Below are 17,693 nucleotides of genomic sequence, written 5' to 3'. Positions count from 1 at the left end.
GGGCGGGTGACCTCGCGCAGCGGTCGGTGCAGTTGTTCGGGCAGGCGCTCCAGGTAGGCCTGGAACTGCGCCAGCAGGCTGTCCATGATGGCGCGGTCGAAGTAGCGGGTGTCGTAGGACAGGTGCAGGCCCAGTTGTTCGCCGGGGTAGACCACCACGGTGATGGGGTAGTTGGTGTGGGTGCGCGACGACTCCGAGACCACGCCCATGTCGCGCGCGTCGCTGCCCACCGAAGCGTCCAGCGGCGCGTTCTCGAACACGAACAGGCTGTCGAACAGCGCCTGGCCCGTGGGCAGTTCGCTGCAGGCCTGGATGCGCACCAGCGGCAGGTAGTCGTATTCGCGCAGCGACACGTTGCTGTCGAGGATGGCGTGCAGCCAGTCCAGGGTGGACACGGCCTGTTCCGGGGTCGGCATCTGCACGCGCAGCGGCACGCTGTTGATGAACAGGCCGACGGTGTCCTGCATCTCGGGCATGTGCGCCGGGCGCCCGGACACGGTCACGCCGAAGACGATGTCCTGGGTGCGGCTGTAGTGGTGCAGGGTCAGCGCCCAGGCCGCCTGGACGAAGGTGTTGACCGTCAGCCGGTGGCGGTTGGCGGCGTCCAGCAGGCGCGCGCTGTGTTCGCCGCTGAGCCAGGTGTAGTTGTCGTCGATGCGCGAGTGCGCCGCGCCGCTGACCTGGGGGCGGTCGGTGGGCAGCGGCGTGGCCTGCTCGAGGCCGGCCAGCTGTGCGCGCCAGAAGGCTTCGGCGGCCTCCGGGTCCTGGGCTTGCAGCCACTCGATGAAGTGCCGGAAGCGGTACGGCGTGCGCAATTGGCTGGGGCGTCGTTCGCGCGCGGCGTGGTACAGCTCGAAGAAGTCGGCCATCAGCAGCGAGCGGCACCAGGCGTCGATGAGGATGTGGTGGTTGCTCATGACGAAGCGGTGGCTGTGGTCGGCGAGCTTGATCAGCTGGAAGCGGATCGGCGGCTCGCGGCCCAGGTCGAAGCCGGCTTCGCGCTCCTCGCGCAGCAACTCGAGGATGTGCGGTTCGGCCTGCTCCAGCGGCAGGTCGCTGAGGTCGAGCAGCTTGACCTGTACCGGCGTGTCGCGGTGGATCACCTGCAACAGCTCGCCGCCCGTGTTCCACAGGAACGAGGCGCGCACCGCTTCGTAGCGCTGCACCACCTGCTGCCAGGCCGCGTCGAACAGGGCGTAGTCCAGCGGTTCGCGGATGGTGTAGCACTCCTGCATGAAGTAGATGCCCGAGTGCTGCTCCAGCAGGGTGTGCACCAGCAGGCCTTCCTGCATGGGCGACAGCGGGAAGATGTCGTCGATGTTGCGCGCCGGCATCGGCAGGGCGTCGAGCTGGGCCTGGCTGAGCGGGGCGAGGGGGAAGTCCGACGGGGTCACGCCATGGTGCTCGCCGTCGGCGCAGTGGGCGATCACGGCGAGCAGTTCGCTCTGGCACAGCTGCGCCAGGGCCTCGATGTGCGCGGGTTCGAACATCGCCTCGCTGAAGGTCCAGGCCAGGTTCAGGCGGCCGTCGAACACCTGGCCGTTGACCGTCAGCCAGTTGCCCAGCGGGGCGCTGGCGTGTTTCTCGTCGCCGACCGGGTCCGCACAGGGGGCGAACAGCGCGCCGGCCTCGGCGCTGAAGCTGCCGTCGAACTGGCCCAGGTAGTTGAAGGTGATGCGCGGCGTCGGCAACGCGGCCAGGCTGGCTTGCGCCTCGGCGCTGCCCAGGTGGCGCAGCGCGCCATGGCCCAGGCCGTTGTCGGGTACGCCGCGCAGTTGTTCCTTGATGGTCTTGATCGAGGCGGCGAGGTCTGCCTGGGGCGACAGGCGCACTGGGAACAGGCTGGTGAACCAGCCGACCGTGCGGGTCAGGTCCAGGTCGTCGAACAGCGCTTCGCGGCCATGGCCTTCGAGCTGTACCAGCACCTCGGGCAGGCCGCTCCAGCGCTGTACGGCGCGGGCCAGGGCGGTCAGCAGCAGGTCGTTGATGCGCGTGCGGTAGGCCGCGGGGGCTACTTGCAGCAACTGGCGGGTGTGCGCCTGGCTCAGCTGCGTGCCGACCGTGCGCGCGTCACGGGCCAGCAGGGGCGCGTCGGCCTTGGCGCCGGGCAGGTCGGCAGCGAGGCCATTCAACTGCCCCTGCCAGTAGGCCAGTTCCGCCTCGGCGGCCGGGCGTCGGGCGTGCTGGCGCAGGTGTTCGCCCCAGGCCTTGAAGGCGCTGGTCTTAGCCATTGGCCGTGGCGCCTGGCCGGCTTGCAACTGGCCGTACACCTGTTGCAGGTCGTCGAACAGGATGCGCCACGACACGCCGTCGACCACCAGGTGGTGGATCACCAGCAGCAGGCGTTGGCTGCCGTCGGCGCGGGTCATGAGTACGGCGCGCAGCAGCGGCCCGTGGGCCAGGTCGAGGCTGCGCTGGGCGTCGTTGGCGAGCGCCAGTTGCGCGTCTGCGTCGGCCACTTCGGCCTGCCACAGCAGGTTGGCGTCGGCGTCGAGGGCGGCGTGTTGCGCTTGCCAGCCGTCGGTGCCTTCGGTGAAGCGCAGGCGCAGGGCGTCGTGGTGCGCCACCAGGGCATGCAATGCCTGGGCGAGCAAGGCAGGGTCCAGCGGTGCGCCGGGTTCGAGCATCACCGACTGGTTCCACTGCGCCCGCTCGCTCAAGGCACTGGCGAAGAACGCTTGCTGGATCGGCAGCAAGGGCGCTGCGCCCGTGACCGGTCCCTGGTCGAGCGGTTGGCTGTCGGTGGCGATACTGGCCACCTGGGCCAGGGCCTGGATGGTCTGCTGCTTGAACAGGTCTTTGGGGGTGAAGTGGATGCCGGCCTGGCGCGCGCGGCTGACCACCTGGATCGACAGGATCGAATCGCCGCCCAGCTCGAAGAAGTTCTCGTCGATGCCGATCCGCTCGCGGTTCAGCGAGGCCTGCCAGATGGCGGCGAGGCGCTGTTCCAGCTCGCTGCGCGGCGCCAGGTAGCCGCGCGGGCCGCCCTGGCTGTCGAGGGCGGGCAGGGCCTGACGGTCGAGCTTGCCGTTGCGGGTCAGCGGCAGGGCGTCGAGCAACAGGTAGTGGGCCGGGACCATGTAGTCGGGCAGCACCCGTTGCAGTGCCTCGCGCAGGGCGTGGGGCGACTGCGCCTGGGCCGGTGCCAGGTAGGCCACCAGTTGCGTGCCATGCGCGCCGGGCTGGGCCAGTACCGCCGCCTCGACCACGCCGGGCTGGCGCAGCAGCTGGCTTTCGATTTCGCCCAGCTCGATGCGCAGGCCGCGGATCTTCACCTGGTGGTCGATGCGGCTCAGGTAGTCCAGGCCCGCATCGAGGCGGCGACGGGTCAGGTCGCCGGTGCGGTACAGGCGTTGCCCGGCCGCGCCGAAGGGGTCGGGCACGAAGCGCTCGGCGGTCAGCGCCGGGCGCTGGTGGTAGCCGCGGGCGAGGCCTGCGCCGCCCAGGTACAGCTCGCCTGGTGTGCCAGGCGGGCAGGGTTGCAATTGGCCGTCGAGGACCCAGGCCTGGGCGTTGTCGATGGGGCGGCCGATGGGGGCGATGGGGCCGTCGATGGCGCGTTCGATCGTCTGGTGGCAACTGTCGATGGTCGCTTCGGTGGGGCCGTACAGGTTGACCACCTGGCCGTCGAAGCGCGCGTGGATCTGCGCCACCAGCTCCGCGCCCAGCGCTTCGCCGCCCAGCAGCAACAGGCGCAGGCCGGCCAGTTGCGCCGGCTCGGCCTGGGGCAGCAGGGCTTGCAGCAGCGAAGGCGCCATCTGCAACACGCTGATGCCTTCGGCCTGCACCTCCTGCCAGAGCAGCGACAGGTCCTGGCCCAGGGCGGGGCTGGCCAGCACCAGTTCGGCGCCCTGTTGCAGCGGCAGCCAGAACTCCCATACCGAGGCGTCGAAGCTGAAGGCGGTCTTTTGCAGCACGCGGTCATCGGCGTGCAGTTGCAATGCGCCCTGCATCCAGGCCATGTGGTTGCTCAGCCCGCCATGACGCACCTGCACGCCTTTGGGCTGGCCGGTGGAGCCGGAGGTGTAGATGAGGTAGGCCAGGTGTTCGGAGTCGACCGGCCGCTGTGGCGCCTGGGTGCTGTAGGCGTCGAGGTCGGCCACGGCCACCGCCTGTACGCCCTCGGGCAGGGGGAAGCCGGCGGCTTGCTCGGGTTGCAGCAGCACCAGGGCCACGCCGCTGTCGCGCAGCATGTAGTCGAGGCGCTCGCGGGGGTAGCTCGGGTCCAGCGGCAGGTAGGCGCCACCGGCCTTGAGGATCGCCAGCAGGCCCACCACCTGTTCGACGCTGCGCTCCAGGGCCACGCCCACGCGCACTTCGGGGCCGACGCCCAGGGCCATCAGCCGGTGCGCCAGCTGGTTGGCGCGGCGCTCCAGTTCGGCATAGCTCGATGTGACGCCCGAGCAGCGCACGGCGATGCGCTCGGGGGTTCGGGCGGCTTGCGCGGCGACTTGCAGGTGCACGGCGGGCAGGGTGTCGTGGTCGTGCTGTGGGCCGTGGGCGGCGGCGCGTACGGCATCCTGTTGCGCGGCGTCGAGCATGTCCAGCTCGCCCAGCGCCTGCTGCGGATCGCGCAGCAGGGCGTCGAGCAGGTTCGACCAGTGGCCGGCCAGCGCGGCGATGCGCGCGGGGGTGAACAGCGTGGCGTCGTATTCGAGGCAGGCTTCGATGTTGCGCGCGCTGTAGGCGACGTCCAGCGACAGGTCGAACTTGGCCTGCTGCTGGCCCAGGGGCAGAAAGTCCAACGCCAGGTCGGCGAAGCGCAGGGGGCCGCCGTCGGCACCGGCCACGCGCCAGTTGAACAGGGTCTGGAACAGCGGGTTGGCCTGGGTGCTGCGTTGCAGGTGCAGTTGTTCGAGGATCAGCTCCACCGGGTGGTCGGCGTGTTCCAGGGTGGCCAGGGCATGGCGGCGCACGCCGTGCAGGAAGTCCAGGGCGGGCTGGCTCGGGTCCAGGCGCGCGCGGAAGATCTGGCTGCTGACGAAGTAGCCGACCAGCGCTTGGGTCTGCGCCTGGTTGCGGCTGGCGTTGGGCACGCCGACGGTGAAGTCGCTCTGCCCGGCGTGGCGCCCCAGCAGCAGTTGCCAGGCGCCAAGCAGCACGCCGAAGGGGGTCAGGCCCTGGGCCTGGCAGAAGGCGTTGAGGCGCTCGACCTGGGCCGGCGCCAGGTGCAGACGGTGAGTGGCGGCCAGGGGCGCACGGCTGTCGTCGCGCGAGTGGTCGGTGGGCAGGTGCAGCGGCTCCAGGCTGTCACCCAGGTAACCTTGCCAGTAGGCGGCGGCCTGGTCGTGGGCGGCGCTGCGGGGGTAGTCCTCGCGCTGCCAGCGGGCGTAGTCGGCGTACTGGATAGCCGGGCGTTGCAGGGGCTGGCCCTGGTAGGCGCGGGCCAGGTCCTGCATGAGGATCGGGTTGGACCAGGCGTCGGAGACGATGTGGTGCATGTTCAGCAGCAGCACGTGGCGCTGCGCCGACAGGGCGATCAAGGTGGCGCGGATCAGCGGCGCCTGGCCCAGGTCGAACGGCGTGCCGGCTTCGTCGAGCAGGCAGCGTTGCAGGCGCGCTTGTCGGCTTTCGTCGTCGAGGTCGCGCAGGTCCTGGCGGTGCAGGTGCAGGCGCGCGTGCGGGTCGACCATCTGCTGCGGCTGGCCGTCGACTTCGAGGAAGCGCGTGCGCAGGATGTCGTGGCGCTCGATCACCTGCTGCAGAGCCGCCTGCAGCCGCTCGGCGTCCAGCGCGCCGTCGAGTTGCAAGGCGCGCGGCAGGTTGTAGGCCGAGCTCTGCGGGGCGAACCGTTGCAGGAACCACAGCCGCTGCTGGGCGAAGGACACCGCCTGCGGCGCCTGCCCGGCCGCAGCCGCGATGACCGGCGCAGGGCCTTGTTCGTCGGCCAGCAGCAGGGCCAGCAAGTCGTCGTCGGAAGGGGGGAGCTGTGCAGTGGTCATCGGGTTCGTCGCCGTCGGCAGAGGAATTGGGCAGTACCGAGGAAGACGAAGGACGGGCGGGGGTATTTACAGGTGGGGGTGCGGTCTGGAGGGCCGGCCAGGCTCGGGCGGCGTGCATGGCTGATGGATGAGATCGCAGGCTTGGGCCGGCTGCGCTGTCCATCGCGGCGGTCGGGGCGTCGATCTCGCTACGCTTACAACTCGCGCGCCACACGGAAACTCAACCAGTCCCCACGCCGCTCGGTATGGCGATAGTTGCGGTTGCCCGAGCGCGAGAAGATCGGCGCTTCGGTCCAGTCGTTGCCACGGATCATGCGCACCACGCAGTCACCTGCTTTCCAGGCGCTGCCGTCGCTCGGGGCGCCTTCGTAGGTGTCGTTCTGGCAGTCGGCGGTCCATTCGTAGACGTTGCCGTGGGCGTCGTAGATGCCGAAGGCGTTGGGTGCGTAGCTGCCGGCCGGGGCGATGTAGCTGAAGCCGTCTTCGGGGCCATAGGTGTTGGCGTGCTGGGCGATGCTGTAGGGCTTGCCCGGGTCGCGCGGGAACGGCTGCGGGCCGGTGCTGCCGCCGCGCGCGGCGTATTCGCGTTCGGCTTCGCTGAGCAGGCGGTAGTGCTGGCCGGTCTTCTTCGACAGCCAGGCGGCGTAGGCCTCGGCTTCGCTGTAGTTCATGCACACCGCCGGGTAACGGGCGGCGTCGTGGCTTTTGTATTCCTTGGTTTCGCTGTAGCGCGGGACCCCGGCGATGCACTCGCGGCCGGGGCGGTCGTCGCCGCTGGGCATCTTGTAGCCAGTGTCGGCGAGGTAAGCCTGCCATTGGCCGTTGAGCACCTGGAAGCGGCTGACGGCGAAGGGCTTGGCGAAGGTCACCGTGTGCAGCGGACCTTCGTCGTCTTCACGGCCCTGTTCGCCGTCGGGTGTGCCCATGGTGAAGCTGCCCGCCGGCAGCACGACCATTTCCGGGCAGCCGGGCTTGCAGTCGGTGAAGACCTCGCCGGCTTTGCTGGGCGCTGCCTGGGACCAGGGCGCCAGGGCGCAGAACAGGGCGCCGAGGGCGACGCGGGAGAGGGCGGTGCAGAAGGGCAGGGTCATGAGGCGAGGGGTTCCCGAAACGTGGAAGCGATGGGCGATGCGCAGCGCGGCAGCAGCGACGCACCTGGCGTTGGCGTTGTCTGGGAGGACGAGTGGACGGCGGGGGGATTTAACGGGCGAGTAGCCGTGCGCAGGGTGTTTCGCTCCGGGCCTGGGATAGGCCGTGCAGGTAGTGTCGGGCCAGCACTACCGAGGTTGGCCTGCGGTAGGTAGTGGCAGCACTGCTGACGAGGCCTGTCTGCGGCGGGCAGTGGGGCAGTGCTGCCAAGATCGGTCGCAGCGTCGACATAGGCCTTGGCCGCTAGGCAGTGCGCCGAAACGGGCTCAAAGCCCGAGTTCCGACAAACCTGGATGGTCGTCCGGACGACGCCCCAACGGCCAGCGGAACTTGCGCTCGGCTTCGCTGATGGGCAGGTCGTTGATGCAGGCGAAGCGGCGGTGCATGAGGCCGTCTGCGGCGAACTCCCAGTTCTCGTTGCCATAGGAACGGAACCAGTTGCCCGAGTCGTCGTGCCATTCGTAGGCGTAGCGTACGGCGATGCGGTCGTCGGCGAAGGCCCAGAGCTCTTTGATCAGGCGGTAGTCGAGTTCCTTGCGCCACTTGCGGGTGAGGAAGGCTTTGGCTTCTTCGCGGTTGCTGACGAATTCGACGCGGTTGCGCCATTGGGTGTCGGGGGTGTAGGCCAGCGACACCTTTTCCGGGTCGCGTGAGTTCCAGCCATCTTCGGCGAGGCGGACTTTCTGGGTGGCGGTGTCGTGGGTGAAGGGGGGCAGGGGCGGGCGGCTTTCGATGGGCATGTCGGGCTCCGGGAGCGATGCGATGAGTGTCGTGGGAGATGACCATGCCACAGCGAGTGGCGTTCCGGCTTACCCGCGATGGGCGGTGGCGTCCATTGACGGACAGGGCTATGCAGGATTCTCCAGCCGAGCCAGACGTGGTGAGGGCGGCCCGACCCGCGTTCGGACCCGCCAGCGATATTCGGCAACTCCTGGCGGGTCAGGCGTCGTAGTGGTGCCGCAGCCGTTACGGCCGAAACAGGCCGCCGCTACGCTCACTTTTGGAGAACAGGCCCTATCAGTCCATCAATCGTCACGCCTGGCGGCATGCAGGGCTCCAAGGTATGTCTCAAAACGTTTCAGTCGCCCTGCGAACCTGAACTAACCTCTCCCCAGCGCAATCCTTCTCTATGCGCATTCCGCACCCGCCCGATGGACCGGTTCCTCCACACCGGCCGTCACTCCCCGATCGCCGAACGACAAGGAACTGCCGTGACTACGACCACCTACCCCGACTACCGATGCCGACCCGGCCCGTTGCATTCGATCCTGTTAGGCGGCAGCGTCCCGCTGTTCCTTGGCGCCTTGTTGAGCGACATCGCCTACAACAACACCTTCCAGATCCAGTGGGCCAACTTCGCCGCCTGGCTGATCGCCGGCGGCTTGCTGTTCGCAGGCCTGGCGTTGCTGTTCGCGCTGGGCAACCTGATCCGTGCCGAGCACAAGGGCGGCCGCCCGGTGCTGTACTTCATCCTGTTGCTGGTCACCTGGGTGCTGGGCCTGGTCAACGCCTTCGAGCACGCCAAGGACGCCTACGCCGTGATGCCTGCGGGCCTGATCCTCTCGGCCATCGTCGCCGTGCTGGTGCTGATCACCGCCTGGCTAGGCCTGAGCAATCTACGCAGCGACCTGCGCACGGGAGACGCCCGATGAAAACCCTAGGCGCACTGACCACCCTCAGCGTGGCGCTGCTGCTCAGCGCCTGCGGCGGCGAAGCCGACAGCACCCTGGCCCGCGGCCCCGACCCGAAACTGCCCGAGCCGCAGCGCGGCCTGCTGCCGAGCATGAAGATCGCCGAGCCCCAGGCTTGGGGCGAGCAGAAACCCACGGTGCCGGACGGTTTCAGCATCACCGCGATCGCCACCGACCTGAAGATTCCGCGCCAGACCCTGGTGCTGCCCAACGGCGACATCCTGGTGGCCGAAGGCCGCGGCGGCAACGCCGCCAAGCTCAAGCCCAAGGACGTGATCGCCAGCTACATCAAGGCCAAGGGCAACACCCAGGTCAAAGGCGGCAACCGCCTGACCCTGCTGCGCGACGCCGACGGCGACGGCACCTACGAGACCAAGACCGTCTTCGCCGAAAACCTCAACGCCCCCTACGGCCTGGCCTTCTATAACGGCAACCTGTACGTCGCCAACCAGGACGCCGTGGTGCGCTTCGCCTACCAGGACGGCCAGACCCAGGCCAGCGGCGCGCCGACCAAACTGGTCGATCTGCCTTCGGCGATCAACCACCACTGGACCAAGGCGATGACCATCAGCCCCGACGGTCGCTATCTGTACGTCGGCATCGGCTCGAACAGCAACATCGGCGAGCGCGGCATGGAAGTGGAAATCGACCGCGCGATGATCTGGCAGATCGACGCCGCGACCGGGATGCACAAGCCCTACGCCACCGGCGTGCGCAACCCTACGGCACTGACCATCCAGCCAGAAACCAATCAGTTGTGGGCGGTGGCCAACGAACGCGACGAGCTGGGGCCGGACCTGGTGCCCGACTACCTGACCTCGATCCAGGAAGGCAAGTTCTACGGCTGGCCGTATGCCTACTGGGGCCAGAACGCCGACAAGCGCGTGCAGCCGTTCAAGCCGGAAATGGTCGACATCGCCACCAAACCGGACTACAGCCTGGGCTCGCACGTTGCGGCACTGGGCGTGGACTTCTCCATTCCGGAGATGGGTACGCAGTTCGCCAATGGCGCCTTCGTGGGCGAGCACGGCAGTTGGAACCGCGACAACCCGGTGGGCTACAAGGTGATCTTCGTGCCGTTCGCCAACGGGCAGCCGTCGGGTGAACCGGTGGACTTCGCCACCGGGTTCCGCGGTGAAGACGGCAAGACCCGTGGCCGGCCGGTGGGCGTGACGGTGGACCCGAAAGGGGCGTTGATCATTGCCGACGACTTGGCCAATACGATCTGGCGGGTAACCCGGAATCGGTGATCCTGGTTCAGGGCGGTTAGCCGCCCTGCAGCCTCGGTGCGTCGGCCCTTATACAGCTGCCGCTGCTTGTGTGACGGCGAGTGAGTGATAGACCCTACCTACCTGGTTGGGTACCCACGCACGTGCAGCAGGGGTACGTACGTGCAGGGGGGACGCAAGTTGTGTTGTTGGCACGCTCACTGACCGGCTGTCGCAACGTCATCGACCTCAACACGAAGAGCGTTGCGTGTACCTCGGCATCAGGTCGATCTGCAACTGGGACAGGCGCGAACCTAACGACCGACGGGTCTTTTGAAAGTTACTTTCCCATGTTTGCACAGACGGTGATGTTGTTTCGCTGGTGTGTGGTGGCCGTTGTCAAATCACCGGATTGAAGATTGAGAGCACTGCAGATTGCAGGCTCTAACACCCGATAATGGCCAGTGTGCTGAATTTTGAAACGTTTCACATTCTGGCGCCTTCGTACACGCGATATTCCACGCTCGCCGAGGCGTCTGATTCCTTGACGCAAGCATCCAAGCCAAGGTGTTTCGGGGCAATTGCTTAGCGAACGTCTTTTCTCCAGGCCGGCAATGCCTTGTCGGAACTGCTGATAGCCGCGTACCAGAAGAACATGGACAACAGCTTCTTCGGCCTGACCAACTACACTGCCGCCACGCAGCAGCTGCTGATCGAATACGGCGCCACCGGCCTGCACCTGACCGAACACAGCCGTGGCACCATGACCGGCGGCAACGCCCGGCAGACGCTATACAACACGCCGGGCACTGCGGGCATGCTGAGCAAGACCACCGTGAACAACTATGGCGGTGCGTTCAACGTGTACACCGCCGATGAACAGCTGGCCTACCTGCAGAACCGCGCAAGCGTCACCGATCCAGAACAGCGTGCCAACATGGTGCTCAAGTACCAGGTGCACAACAACGATCCGGTGGGCCGTTGGTTCTTCATGGGCAACAATCCCGGCACCGGTGGCGTTATTCCGAAAGACAGCAACGTGTTCAAGGAGTTGGCCAACGTCTTCACGGGCGCCACCACCGTGCACAGCTGTTACGGCAGCGGCGCATCGGCTTGTGCGCGCTACTGGAGCAACCCCAGCATTCCCCTGCTGGTACCCGTCACCCCGCGTAAAGAAGGAGATTGAGCATGCGTTACAGACTGCTCGTACTGGCCGTGTTGTTGAGCTCCCTCGTCACCGCCTGCACCGAAGATGCGTTCAAACCGCCGAAACCGGACATCGAGCAGTGGCACAAACCGGGTGCGAGCAAAGCCGATGTTCGGAATGCAATGTTCGCCTGCGGCGAACCCAATGCCGCGGGCTTCGACCAGAAGGCAACCTTGCAGGAGCGCGCGGAACGCTTCACGTGCATGAAGCGCGCAGGCTTTACCCGCCGCGATGGCTTCGACGTGTGCGCGCTACCCGACGCGCAGTCGTTGCCGGCCTGCTAGGCGAAACCATGACGTGGCAAACCCGTTCTTTCGCCAAGGAGTTATCGCAATGAAAATCTCAAGGACAGTGTTGTTGAAATCGGGCCTGTGTGTGGCGCTGCTATCAGGGCTGGGCGGCTGCGTGACCATGTCGGGCGTGTACACCGTGACGGCCCAGGATGCCTCGGGCAAGCCGATCCCGAAACTCGGCAAGATCGTTGCCGAGGGCCGGCACATCTACACCGCGCGTAACGCCATGTGCAGCATCGCACCCGACGCCACGGTGATCATCCGTAACGCCGATACCGGTGAAGAGCTCAAGAGCGAAAGCCCTCACCACTGCTGATTACATCGGAGGGGCGTTCATGAGAGCACGACTGATCCTCGGTTTGGCCGTGGCCGTGAGTGGCTGCGGCCACCTCTCCAACATCCGCGCGTTCTCCACCGATTACCTAGAACCCAGCGCCGGTGAGATCGCACGCCTGCGCGTGGTCACCAACGGCATGGTGCGCGGCGTACCCGCCAGTGACTGCATCGACTGGCGTGTGCCAGGCGCCGGGGTGATGGCGGTGGCCAAGTCCGGATTCGCCGACCGCAACAACGGGCGCAGCCTGGGTATGCCCGCGGGGAGTTGGCGCCTGGATGAACCGAACTTGGCCAGTGCCGAACTCAAGGTGCCGGCGGGCAAACCCTTCACCCTGAATTTCCTGAGTGAAGGGTACGGCTCGGCAGGCCGGTCGCGCAGTTGCCGACAGTCGTATCGCTTCGTGCCCAAGGCCGGGCAGGACTATGAGGTGGTCTTCTACGAGGCCGGCGGGTGTGTGGTGGCGTTGCGGCGGTTGTACGAGGAGGGCTGGACAGAGGCCGGGCCTATGGAAAAGGCAGGGCTTTGCCGGATGACGGACGCGCTTTAGCACCTCATGGCGGGCGAAGCGCTCGATATGCCTCGCCTGAACAATCCAATACCACGTCGTCAGTCCGTCGGGCTGAACGTCCCTTTGCTCGTGCGGTTCTCAAATGGAACATCCAGTGAGTTGCGTAGGGGTTCAAGATGACGATCACCATCAACAGCTATACCACCGTGAAGAAACGCGAGCGCGTGCCGCACGACATCTTCGCCCACTACTGGCGCGACGTGCACGGCCCGCTGTGTTCGCGGTTGCCGGGGTTGGGCCTGTACATCCAGCACCATTTCTCGCGTAACCAGGACGCGCATCTGTGGCCGCTGGCCGAAGGCGTGAGGGAGATCGCGGATTACGAACTCGATGGCGGCGTGGAAATCGGTTTCAAGTCCGCCGACCAGCAGGCGCGTTTCAAAGAGGCCAGCCCTTTGCTGTTTTCGGACGAGCAGAACATGTTCGAAGAGACGCTGGCGTACGACCTGCCGCAAGGGTCGCTGATGGTGGAGAACCGGTTGCAGGACGAGCGGCTCAATGGGCTGGACCACGCCGACCGCATCCATGTGCACCTGAGCCCGCGACAGGGATTGGAGGCTCTGCACGCTTACGTGCGCGACGAACTGGCACCCGTGTTGGCGGCGGATACTTCGGTGCTGAAAGTGCAACTGCACCTGTGCGCGCCGTTCGAAAACGACGGCAACCATCCACCGGCGCCGGATGTGGCGCATACGGCGACGCAGGAGCGGACGGAACTGGTGGTGATGGAAGTGGCGTTCGGCAACCCGGTGGCGCGGCGCCGGTTCTTCGAGAGCGAGGCCTTCAAGAACACCTTGGCGGATCAGGCTCGGCATATAGGTTCGCTGAAAGCGTTCGCCGTGAGTGGCGTGTACAAGTACGTGGTCGATGGCGAAATGACTACGGCCGGGCTGCGCGGAAGCCGGGCGGCGGAGTTGATCGAGTATCTGGGGGCGGTCAATCAGTTGGAAAGTGAGGTGGTGGCGGTTTTCAAGAATCTTGAGGCTGCACGGTAGACCGGTCTATGCAGAACAGGCTCGGCGCATTTCTTCTGGAGATGAGACGGGCCTAATGCCGAAAAATCTAGAAAGACTTGTGTTTCGGGAGCCTCAGGCTGCCTTTTATAGGCCTCGATGCTACTTCCAAGTGAGTCCCCTACATGAGCGGGCATCTGAGAGTTTCGCGAGTGGCCGCGCTTAAGAAGTAGAGGGTTCGGATACTTCCCAGTTGCTCCTAGTAGCAGCAACCAAAGCATCCCAGTCATCGGGAGGATTACCCCGGCCAAGCATTTTCTCGAGCACGGCATAGGGATCGGATTTGCTGCCTGCCGACCTGAGGGTGTTTTCGTCATTGACCCATGCGTAGACAATCACTCTGGATTTCGAGTCGTAGCGAAAGAACAGCCGGAACCGCCTGCCGATCTTTGCCCGTCGCCAATGGCGGTAGGCTGCTCCCAGTGTGTTGCCCTGGCGGAACTCGTCGCGTGCCGGATCCTCGGGCACTACATTCAGGATCAATTGGCTCAGGGCTCGAAACAGTTTGACGTTGGCGTTGCTTTCGAAGCTTTGCGGGTCATTTTTTTCGGCCCTTGCGGCAGCTTCTTGCAACTTACGCAACTGTGCGATCACACCTTCATGGAACAACAGTGTCCAGCCGTGTCGCTGCATCAAAGCGCAACCTCACCGTCTATCTCGTCATCCAGATTTACACTGCAGCCTGCGTTGGAGAGCATGCTGTACGCCAGATCCTCTGGCAAAGCTGAGAGATTGCGCCCGCTGCGCATATCAGCCTCAAGCAAACCCAGAAATGCACCTATGGCGGGGTCTTCGTGAATAGTTTCCACACGGCTGACCACCACCTCACCATCGCGTATATCGAATGCGATCTTGCCACCGGTATCGAGGCCTAGTAGCTGGCGAACGGATTTGGGAAGCGTGATTTGACCTTTTGAGGTCAAGGTGGCGATTTCATAGATGGCAGGCATGAGCATTCTCCTGGATATGCTCGGTAGATGGTAAGGAAATATCCTTACCTGATCAATCCCTGATCTTGCTGATGAGTACAGGCCAATGGCGATGGCGGGTAGTAGTCCACCAGAGTCGATGCATCACTCCCTGGGGCATCGTCATTGGCTGATAGCAGGATGCTGTACTTAGCTTTTGAAACCGCCAGTCTTGGTCACGATAAGCACAACCGCAGCAATGCGCTCGGCGCAGGCGTAGGTTTCGAACTCCAGCTCTTCCCCAAACACATCTGGATCGACTTCGCGATACGACCAGGTGAACCCTGGCTTGTCGACCAGAGGCTGAGCGCTTTCCAGGAACAGATCTGTGCCGTCCACCCAAGGAGTGCCTGTGTAGAGGAGGAGGGTGCCACCGGGCGTCAAACGGTCCAGTGCTTGCTCGACGATACGCACGGCCAGCTCCGACCCCAGTCGATCCCCGCCATGGCGGTAAGCGCGCTTTTGCGTGTCCTGCATGTACGGCGGGTTGGCGACGATCAGGTCGAACTGGCCTGACGCACCGCTCAACAGATCGCTATACCGAGGCAAAACGTTTTCGGTCTGCGCCAAGGCCGCATTGACGGCCGTGAAACGCAGCGCGGTCGGATTGATGTCCAGCGCCTGCACCTGAGCGTCAGGCCTGGCGTGGGCGATCACGATGGCGCCTGCGCCGCTGCCCGAACCGATGTCCGCCGCAGTATGTATGGGGTGGGTCGAGGTGCGCAGATGCGCTTCGATGGCCTGGGCGAAGCGGTAGGTGTCTGGGCCGAAGAAGACCGAATCGCGCGCAGTGGTCGGGAAGCCCGAGTGGACGAAGAGCAGCTCGCCCAAGCTCGAATAGCGCACCGTGCTGATCCAGTGGTCGCCCTGGGCGCGGATGACTCCGCTTTCCCGCATCGCTTCAGCTTCGACGCCAGGCAGCACTTGCGTTTCGAACGGACGGTTCCAGCCGAACACATCCCGCAGGTCGCGCCCTTGGCGGTTCTGCACCCTTTCGTTGTTGCGCTGATGGGTCAGTGGCGTGACGGTCGTGAATCGGTAGTTGTCTGCCAGCAACGTGCGGCCCATCCGTAGCAATGCCAGATCATGGGCGCGCTCTTCAGACATGGCAGCCTCATCCATGGCTGCCTGGGTATCGAGTGGACTCATACCGCCAACGATCCTTCCGCAAGTTTACGGGCGTACACACGCGTGGCGCTCAATCCTTCAGGCGTCGCGTGATGTGCCGGTGACAACAGGTCGATCAACGCGTCCGTCGCCACCGCAGTGCGGGCTGACGCGGTCGTGGAAGCCGCATCGGCCGACAGGCGACGGCGGAACTGCGCACGGAAGGGGTTCTGCCGTCTGGCCGCATGCTCGTCGAGCCAATCCCCGGCGATCCAGTCGCGCAACAGCTGCATCTCATAGCCGTTGAACACGCCGAACATCGGCGCGCCCGGTCCGTCCATCAACTGCCAGAAGCGGCTGTCGGCCGGGTCCTGGTTGTGTTTGATCCAGCCTTTGTTCTCCAGCACCGTGAGGAATTCACGGCAGCGCCCGGGCACCGACAACCATTCATTGACCGTGCGCCCGTCGAGGCGGCAGTAGTCGGAATGCAGGTGCTGGCCGAAGGCGCGTTTGCGCTCCAGCATGTCTACGACTTCCTGCTCGAGGTCGAAGCCTTGGATCACGGCCTTGGTGCCCTTGCCCAGCTCGTTGAGCAAGTAACCTGCACGCATTCTGGCGATGAATTCGTCGCGCGTGTCATCCGTGGGCAGCAGGTCCAGCACGGTGTCCACCGCCTTGCGCGCATGGCCGGTGCTGGCGTTGTCGATGGTCACGTGAAGGGTGAAGTAATAGGGGTCGATGCCCAGCTCGTTCAGCTCGAACGAAGAGATGAGCAAGTGCAGCGGCAATTGCTCGTAACCCAGGTTGTAGCCGAGCAATTCGGGCAGGTATTCGTCACCCAGGTGACCGAGCGCCAGCTGGATGGCGCCTTGCACGTACAGCGCGTCTTCGAGCACTTCGGTCGGCGCGCAATCGTGGTCGGCCAGCAGCTTGCGGTAGAGCACGACATGGTTCAGGCCGGGGTCGCCGTCGCCGAGCTCTTCCAGATAGGTGCGGATCAGGTTGTGGTAGCGCCAGTCGCCAGCGTGGGACAGCGAGTTGTACAGCCAAGCGCCGTCGACCAGTTTGGTCGGGGCCACGTGCTGGAGGAAATACAGGGCGTGGGCTTTGCTGCCGAAGTATTGGCGGCCATTGCCGGCGTGCCGGCCGGCGAGGTATTCGCGGTAGGCGCAGGCGACGGTGTCGCCGTTGTCCTCGATCCAGGATGGCAGGTCGTCGAGGTTTTCGGGTAGGCCTTCGACTTCGTCGCCGAATCGTTTGGCTTGCATCAACTGCGCGTCGAGGAAGCCGCGCACCGGGGTCAGGTCGGTGTCGTGCGGGTGGCGCAAGAGGGCGTGGTAAACCGAAACGGGGGTACAGGCTTCCGGCGGCGTGGTGGCAGTCAGGCGTGGGGCGAGATTTCGCAGGGAAGTCATACGGGGCCTACACGGTTTTATGGTTTCTAAGTCGGAGGCAGGCCCGGCCGGATAAATTCCATGGGGTTTGCGTCGGGCTGACAGGTGGCGACGGGCCTGTCGAACGCGATGGCTGCCCCTGCTGCCGATCAGCAGGTATGCTGCCGGCACGCCGGAATCGCACGGTCACGGACGACGGCCTCACTCATAAGGAAATCCATGCGGGCGAAAATTCTGCTGTTGGCAATGTCATTGTCGTTGAGCGGTTGTTTCAGCACCCTGGGGCATTTGAGCGGGGAGCGGTGTGTCTACCACGGCACGCGGCTATCCTGGGTTTATGCGAACCATCCCAGCCTGTCGAACAACTGGCCCTTGCTGATCGATACGCCTTTTTCGGCTGTGCTGGATACAGTGCTGTTGCCTTACGACCTGACGGCGTTCCTGCCGGAAGGTATGGGCGGCGACCGCGAAGCCTGCGAGATCAGGCCATTGCGAGTCATGTGACGGGTCGCCAGGCGGAGCGGATGGCCTTTTCGTCGTCCACTTGAACGATCCAGGTGCCCATTCCCGGTCGCCGCAGCGACTTCCCATTGCGACACACCGCCTCTCGCCTTGCGCGTCCCGCCTGCAACTGCGGCACAGCCCTCGACACGCTGGATTTTCTTAGCCTCCAAAACACCGGTGCCGTTGGTTTTGCCCAGACGAAACCAGGACGCTGCGAGCACTCCCAACACACAGTCATCCGCTGGTCATGAATCGGACGGAAGGCATGCGGACTGTCTAAAGTTGTTACAAACAACGCTGATAACCCCTATG

The 17,693-nt window shown here is 65.1% G+C and carries 14 protein-coding genes and 1 pseudogene; 8 read left to right on the top strand and 7 right to left on the bottom strand.

Going from position 1 to position 17,693, the window contains the following annotated elements; translation table 11 throughout:
* Nucleotides 1–17 precede the first annotated feature (17 nt).
* From AA0Z93_RS04240 to AA0Z93_RS04230, 3 genes and pseudogenes are all read right to left on the bottom strand, one after another.
* Nucleotides 18–5,942 (bottom strand): annotated as a pseudogene (locus AA0Z93_RS04240) (amino acid adenylation domain-containing protein); the annotation flags it as partial.
* Between the two features lie 194 nt (nt 5,943–6,136).
* Nucleotides 6,137–7,033: a formylglycine-generating enzyme family protein gene (locus tag AA0Z93_RS04235; protein ID WP_413046256.1), complete on the bottom strand. Its 897-nt coding sequence runs from the start codon at nt 7,031–7,033 to the stop codon at nt 6,137–6,139.
* 324 nt (nt 7,034–7,357) lie between these two features.
* Entirely contained in the window at nt 7,358–7,831 is a 474-nt protein-coding gene (locus tag AA0Z93_RS04230; protein WP_413046257.1) for a DUF1348 family protein, read from the bottom strand.
* 471 nt (nt 7,832–8,302) lie between these two features.
* On the opposite strand from AA0Z93_RS04230, the gene AA0Z93_RS04225 reads away from it, so the two are divergent.
* From AA0Z93_RS04225 to AA0Z93_RS04195, 7 genes are all read left to right on the top strand, one after another.
* Nucleotides 8,303–8,743: a DUF2231 domain-containing protein gene (locus tag AA0Z93_RS04225; protein WP_413046258.1), complete on the top strand. Its 441-nt coding sequence runs from the start codon at nt 8,303–8,305 to the stop codon at nt 8,741–8,743.
* Nucleotides 8,740–10,032, top strand: a complete 1,293-nt coding sequence (locus AA0Z93_RS04220) for a PQQ-dependent sugar dehydrogenase (protein ID WP_413046259.1) — start codon at nt 8,740–8,742, stop codon at nt 10,030–10,032. The genes AA0Z93_RS04225 and AA0Z93_RS04220 overlap by 4 nt, the downstream gene beginning before the upstream one ends.
* A gap of 577 nt (nt 10,033–10,609) precedes the next feature.
* Nucleotides 10,610–11,176 (top strand): hypothetical protein, encoded by a 567-nt coding sequence (locus tag AA0Z93_RS04215; RefSeq protein WP_413046260.1) that lies wholly within the window; start codon nt 10,610–10,612, stop codon nt 11,174–11,176.
* A 2-nt stretch (nt 11,177–11,178) separates the two neighbouring features.
* The gene (locus tag AA0Z93_RS04210) at nt 11,179–11,481 is read left to right on the top strand and encodes a hypothetical protein (RefSeq protein WP_413046261.1); all 303 of its coding nucleotides are present in this window, start codon (nt 11,179–11,181) and stop codon (nt 11,479–11,481) included.
* 49 nt (nt 11,482–11,530) lie between these two features.
* Nucleotides 11,531–11,806 carry a hypothetical protein gene (locus AA0Z93_RS04205; RefSeq protein ID WP_413046262.1) on the top strand — a complete coding sequence of 92 codons (276 nt, stop codon included), beginning with the start codon at nt 11,531–11,533 and terminating at the stop codon, nt 11,804–11,806.
* 19 nt (nt 11,807–11,825) lie between these two features.
* Nucleotides 11,826–12,374 (top strand): hypothetical protein, encoded by a 549-nt coding sequence (locus AA0Z93_RS04200; protein ID WP_413046263.1) that lies wholly within the window; start codon nt 11,826–11,828, stop codon nt 12,372–12,374.
* Nucleotides 12,375–12,511: 137 nt separating this feature from the next.
* Complete coding sequence (locus AA0Z93_RS04195) at nt 12,512–13,390, top strand: hypothetical protein (protein WP_413046264.1); 879 nt, start codon at nt 12,512–12,514, stop codon at nt 13,388–13,390.
* 180 nt (nt 13,391–13,570) lie between these two features.
* Here AA0Z93_RS04195 and AA0Z93_RS04190 read toward each other — a convergent pair whose 3' ends face one another.
* The 4 genes from AA0Z93_RS04190 to AA0Z93_RS04175 form a co-directional block, all read right to left on the bottom strand.
* Complete coding sequence (locus tag AA0Z93_RS04190; protein WP_413046265.1) at nt 13,571–14,041, bottom strand: type II toxin-antitoxin system YhaV family toxin; 471 nt, start codon at nt 14,039–14,041, stop codon at nt 13,571–13,573.
* The gene (locus AA0Z93_RS04185) at nt 14,041–14,358 is read right to left on the bottom strand and encodes a type II toxin-antitoxin system PrlF family antitoxin (RefSeq protein ID WP_413046266.1); all 318 of its coding nucleotides are present in this window, start codon (nt 14,356–14,358) and stop codon (nt 14,041–14,043) included. The genes AA0Z93_RS04190 and AA0Z93_RS04185 overlap by 1 nt, the downstream gene beginning before the upstream one ends.
* Nucleotides 14,359–14,526: 168 nt before the next feature.
* Nucleotides 14,527–15,483, bottom strand: coding sequence for a methyltransferase (locus AA0Z93_RS04180; RefSeq protein ID WP_413048351.1), 957 nt, complete (start codon nt 15,481–15,483; stop codon nt 14,527–14,529).
* Nucleotides 15,484–15,521: 38 nt separating this feature from the next.
* On the bottom strand, nt 15,522–16,898 hold the full coding sequence (locus tag AA0Z93_RS04175) for an iron-containing redox enzyme family protein (RefSeq protein WP_413046267.1): 1,377 nt from the start codon (nt 16,896–16,898) through the stop codon (nt 15,522–15,524).
* 198 nt (nt 16,899–17,096) lie between these two features.
* Between AA0Z93_RS04175 and AA0Z93_RS04170 the strand changes: the two genes are divergently transcribed.
* The gene (locus AA0Z93_RS04170; RefSeq protein WP_413046268.1) at nt 17,097–17,381 is read left to right on the top strand and encodes a YceK/YidQ family lipoprotein; all 285 of its coding nucleotides are present in this window, start codon (nt 17,097–17,099) and stop codon (nt 17,379–17,381) included.
* The last annotated feature ends 312 nt before the right edge of the window (nt 17,382–17,693 follow it).

It is taken from the genome of Pseudomonas phoenicis, assembly GCF_047302395.1.
In the GTDB taxonomy this organism is placed as follows: domain Bacteria; phylum Pseudomonadota; class Gammaproteobacteria; order Pseudomonadales; family Pseudomonadaceae; genus Aquipseudomonas.
Note: the sequence above shows the minus strand (reverse complement) of the source record. Positions and strands in the feature narration are given on the sequence as shown.

Bases quoted from the DNA above. Each gene is read 5' to 3' on its own strand.
- AA0Z93_RS04235 (WP_413046256.1), bottom strand. From the start codon at position 7,033: ATGACCCTGCCCTTCTGCACCGCCCTCTCCCGCGTCGCCCTCGGCGCC.
- AA0Z93_RS04230 (WP_413046257.1), bottom strand. From the start codon at position 7,831: ATGCCCATCGAAAGCCGCCCGCCCCTGCCCCCCTTCACCCACGACACC.
- AA0Z93_RS04220 (WP_413046259.1), top strand. From the start codon at position 8,740: ATGAAAACCCTAGGCGCACTGACCACCCTCAGCGTGGCGCTGCTGCTC.
- AA0Z93_RS04210 (WP_413046261.1), top strand. From the start codon at position 11,179: ATGCGTTACAGACTGCTCGTACTGGCCGTGTTGTTGAGCTCCCTCGTC.
- AA0Z93_RS04205 (WP_413046262.1), top strand. From the start codon at position 11,531: ATGAAAATCTCAAGGACAGTGTTGTTGAAATCGGGCCTGTGTGTGGCG.
- AA0Z93_RS04200 (WP_413046263.1), top strand. From the start codon at position 11,826: ATGAGAGCACGACTGATCCTCGGTTTGGCCGTGGCCGTGAGTGGCTGC.
- AA0Z93_RS04195 (WP_413046264.1), top strand. From the start codon at position 12,512: ATGACGATCACCATCAACAGCTATACCACCGTGAAGAAACGCGAGCGC.
- AA0Z93_RS04190 (WP_413046265.1), bottom strand. From the start codon at position 14,041: ATGCAGCGACACGGCTGGACACTGTTGTTCCATGAAGGTGTGATCGCA.
- AA0Z93_RS04185 (WP_413046266.1), bottom strand. From the start codon at position 14,358: ATGCCTGCCATCTATGAAATCGCCACCTTGACCTCAAAAGGTCAAATC.
- AA0Z93_RS04180 (WP_413048351.1), bottom strand. From the start codon at position 15,483: ATGTCTGAAGAGCGCGCCCATGATCTGGCATTGCTACGGATGGGCCGC.
- AA0Z93_RS04175 (WP_413046267.1), bottom strand. From the start codon at position 16,898: ATGACTTCCCTGCGAAATCTCGCCCCACGCCTGACTGCCACCACGCCG.
- AA0Z93_RS04170 (WP_413046268.1), top strand. From the start codon at position 17,097: ATGCGGGCGAAAATTCTGCTGTTGGCAATGTCATTGTCGTTGAGCGGT.